The 3,006-nt window shown below is 59.6% G+C and carries 3 protein-coding genes, 1 pseudogene and 1 riboswitch; of the genes and pseudogenes, 3 read left to right on the top strand and 1 reads right to left on the bottom strand.

The features are described from left to right. The first annotated feature begins 92 nt into the window (after window positions 1-92). Entirely contained in the window at window positions 93-1,289 is a 1,197-nt protein-coding gene (locus tag VMR03_RS05880; protein WP_325403197.1) for an acyl-CoA dehydrogenase family protein, read from the top strand. Window positions 1,290-1,587: 298 nt separating this feature from the next. Further along, on the top strand, window positions 1,588-1,797 hold the full coding sequence (locus VMR03_RS05875; RefSeq protein WP_325403195.1) for a hypothetical protein: 210 nt from the start codon (window positions 1,588-1,590) through the stop codon (window positions 1,795-1,797). 5 nt (window positions 1,798-1,802) lie between these two features. On the opposite strand, the gene VMR03_RS05870 is transcribed toward VMR03_RS05875, so the two are convergent. Further along, complete coding sequence (locus VMR03_RS05870) at window positions 1,803-2,252, bottom strand: HIT domain-containing protein (protein ID WP_325403193.1); 450 nt, start codon at window positions 2,250-2,252, stop codon at window positions 1,803-1,805. An 88-nt stretch (window positions 2,253-2,340) separates the two neighbouring features. Then, window positions 2,341-2,427, top strand: a riboswitch (ZMP/ZTP riboswitch). A 49-nt stretch (window positions 2,428-2,476) separates the two neighbouring features. On the opposite strand from VMR03_RS05870, the pseudogene glyA reads away from it, so the two are divergent. Then, window positions 2,477-3,006 (top strand): annotated as a pseudogene (gene glyA, locus VMR03_RS05865) (serine hydroxymethyltransferase); the annotation flags it as partial.

Raw genomic sequence — 3,006 nt, 5'->3', positions numbered from 1 at the left:
GGCCGGCGGAAACGCCGGCCCTTTTGCTTTGGATGCTGTCCCGGCGAACCGCTAGAATTCTCCCAACAAGAAATTGATCAAGGGACGGACCGATGGACTTCTCATTCTCGAAAGCCGACGAAGAGTTCAGGCTGACGGTGCGCGAGTTTTTCGAGCGCGAATACCCACGCGACATCGTCGAGAAGATGACGCGGGGCCATTCGGCGTCGAAAGAGGATTATCAGCGATCGGAACGCGCGCTGGCCGCAAAGGGCTGGCTCGCCGTCAACTGGCCGAAGGCGGATGGCGGCACCGGCTGGACGGCCAATCAGAAATACATTTTCGACGAGGAGCTTGAACGCGCCGGCGCGCTCAATGTCGTGCCGATGGGCCTCCTCTACGTCGGCCCCGTGATCTACACCTTCGGCACGGAGGAGCAGAAGAAGCGCTGGCTGCCCGGCATTCTCGACAGTACGACCTTCTGGGCGCAGGGCTATTCGGAGCCGGGTTCGGGCTCCGATCTCGCCTCGCTCCAATGCGCGGCGGTGCGCGACGGCGACGACTACATCGTCGACGGCACGAAGATCTGGACGAGCCTCGCCCAGCATGCCGACTGGATCTTCTGCCTGCTCCGCACCGACAATTCCGGCAAGAAGCAGGAAGGCATCACCTTCCTCTGCATCGACATGAAGACGCCGGGCGTCGCGGTGAACCCAATCATCACCATCGACGGCAAGCATTCGCTGAACAGCGTCACCTTCGAGAGTGTGCGCGTGCCGGCCGCGAACCGCATCGGCGAGGAAGGCAAGGGCTGGACCTACGCCAACTATCTCCTCGGCCATGAGCGTACCTCCTATGCTCATGTCGCGGGCAAGCGAAAGCAGCTCGAGGATATTCGCGCCTGCGCCGAAGAAACGGAGACCGACGGCGCGCGCCTGATCGCCGATCCAGCTTTCCGGGCGAAGCTCGCCGATCTCGAAGCACGGCTCGAAGCGCTCGAACTCACCGTCCTTCGCACGCTCTCCACCATCGCGGAAGGCGGCGCCCCGGGCGAAGAATCCTCGATCCTGAAAATCATCGCGACCGAGCTCGCACAGGACATAACGGAACTCGGACGGGATGTTTTCGGCCCCTATGCGATGCCGACCTTTGCCGATTCCACGGCGCCGCTCTGGACCGACAATACACCGCTTCCATCCGGCGCCGCGCCCGCCGTCGCGCGCTATCTCGGCGCCCGCGCGCAATCGATCTATGGCGGATCGAATGAAATTCAGAAAAACATCATTGCCAAGCGAATTCTTGGATTGTGAATTCTGTTCGATACCCGCGTAAAAGATACTTACATTTATTCTAAAGTGAAACGACTATTACTGTATTGAGGCGAAATATATTTTCAATGTCGGCCATTCGGCTTGAATTCCATTCACACTGAAATATCCTTTTTCGGCGATGGCGAAGTCGTTCGCCAATCGCGGGGGGTCATGAACGGGTAAGATCGGGGGCTATGCAATGGATGTCAGACCACGATTGAGACACACGGAACTGTTGATTACAGGCCTTTTCCACTGCGCGGGCGTCCTGCTCGATCGGATGGTGGAGAACGGTTTGATGGAACGGCTGGAGATCGATGCGGCGCTCCAATCGGTCGAGGACAGCTCGTTCGCCGATCAGTACATGGAAGTCTATCCCGACGAGGAGCGCGAATGGCTCGCGCTGCCGGCCCGTATCCTGAGGCTCATCAACGAGCTCGGCAGCGAAGGACGTGTCATAAAGACGGACGAACTGCGTGAGATTCTGAACTTCAACCAGGAGTTCTAAGCACCCTATCCCTTGGCGCGCATTTGCCGTCCACCAATGAAATGCATGTGGAGGTGGTAGACGGTTTGCGCGCCTTGCGGGTTGGTGTTGACGACAATACGAAAGCCGCTGTCGGCGATGCCGCGCTCGCGCGCGAGCTTAAGCCCGAGCTGGACCATCTTGCTGACGATGTCGGGCGGCGTTTCGAGTATCGACGTATAACGATGCTTCGGGATCACCAGAAAATGCACCGGCGCGACCGGATTGATGTCGTCGACGGCGAAAGCGTGTTCCGTCTGGCCGATCCACTTGTCATGCGGAATACCTTCGAAAGGCGACGGCCTGGAAAGGCTTTCGGCTTTGATCTGCGGCAGCTTCCACTCGGCGAGCTTCCAGTAGACCTCGCCGATCGGATTGAGCTGACCGATTGCGAAGGCGGCCAGAACGACCGCCCATATTCTCCAGCTCTTCCACATGACACCCTCTCCCCTGGCTTGATTGCCGGTCAGTCTATTTGACGCGGGAGCCGGTCCGTCCTAAATTTTTTGTGACCTCGGTCGCACATATCCTCCGCGCGACTGGCGATATGAGATGGGCAACCATCGGGGAGCGCGGAGACCGATCTACCAGCCGATCGCCTGGGCAGCACATGAGAATGCTGGCCGGGCGTTTTTGTTTTTGGCTGTCGAAAGGAAAGATCATGAGCGATGCGGCGGAACGCACCAGGCTTGCGCAATCGGATAACGACATTTATCTCGCCCTGAAGGGCGAAGAAGCCCGCCAACGCGCCGGCCTCGAACTCATTCCCTCTGAAAACTACGCCTTCCCGGAAGTGCTGACGCTTCTGGGTTCCGCCTTCACCAACAAATACTCGGAGGGCTATCCGGGCCGGCGCTATTACGGCGGGCAGGACTACACCGACCGCATCGAGACGCTGGCCCGCGATCGCGCCAAAGCGCTCTTCCGTGCGGAACATGCCAATGTCCAGCCGCTGTCGGGTTCGCCGATGAACCAGGCCGTCTATCTGGGTCTTCTCGAACCCGGCGATACGATCCTCGCGATGGATCTCTCCCATGGCGGGCATCTGACGCACGGCGCGCCGGTCTCGCATATGGGCCGGCTCTTCAACTTCGTCCGCTACAAGACCGATCCCGCGACGGGCGCCATCGACTTCGACGCGCTGCGGAAGGTTGCCCGCGAGACGAAACCGAAGCTCGTCGTCTGCGGCTA

Origin of the sequence: Parvibaculum sp. (assembly GCF_035511255.1) — a bacterium.
Taxonomy (GTDB): domain Bacteria; phylum Pseudomonadota; class Alphaproteobacteria; order Parvibaculales; family Parvibaculaceae; genus Parvibaculum.
This window is presented reverse-complemented; position numbering and strand designations above follow the sequence as displayed.

What these genes read in the sequence shown, in the direction of transcription:
- VMR03_RS05880 (WP_325403197.1), top strand. Translation starts at nt 93, where the DNA reads ATGGACTTCTCATTCTCGAAAGCCGACGAAGAGTTCAGGCTGACGGTG.
- VMR03_RS05875 (WP_325403195.1), top strand. Translation starts at nt 1,588, where the DNA reads ATGGAACGGCTGGAGATCGATGCGGCGCTCCAATCGGTCGAGGACAGC.
- VMR03_RS05870 (WP_325403193.1), bottom strand. Translation starts at nt 2,252, where the DNA reads ATGTGGAAGAGCTGGAGAATATGGGCGGTCGTTCTGGCCGCCTTCGCA.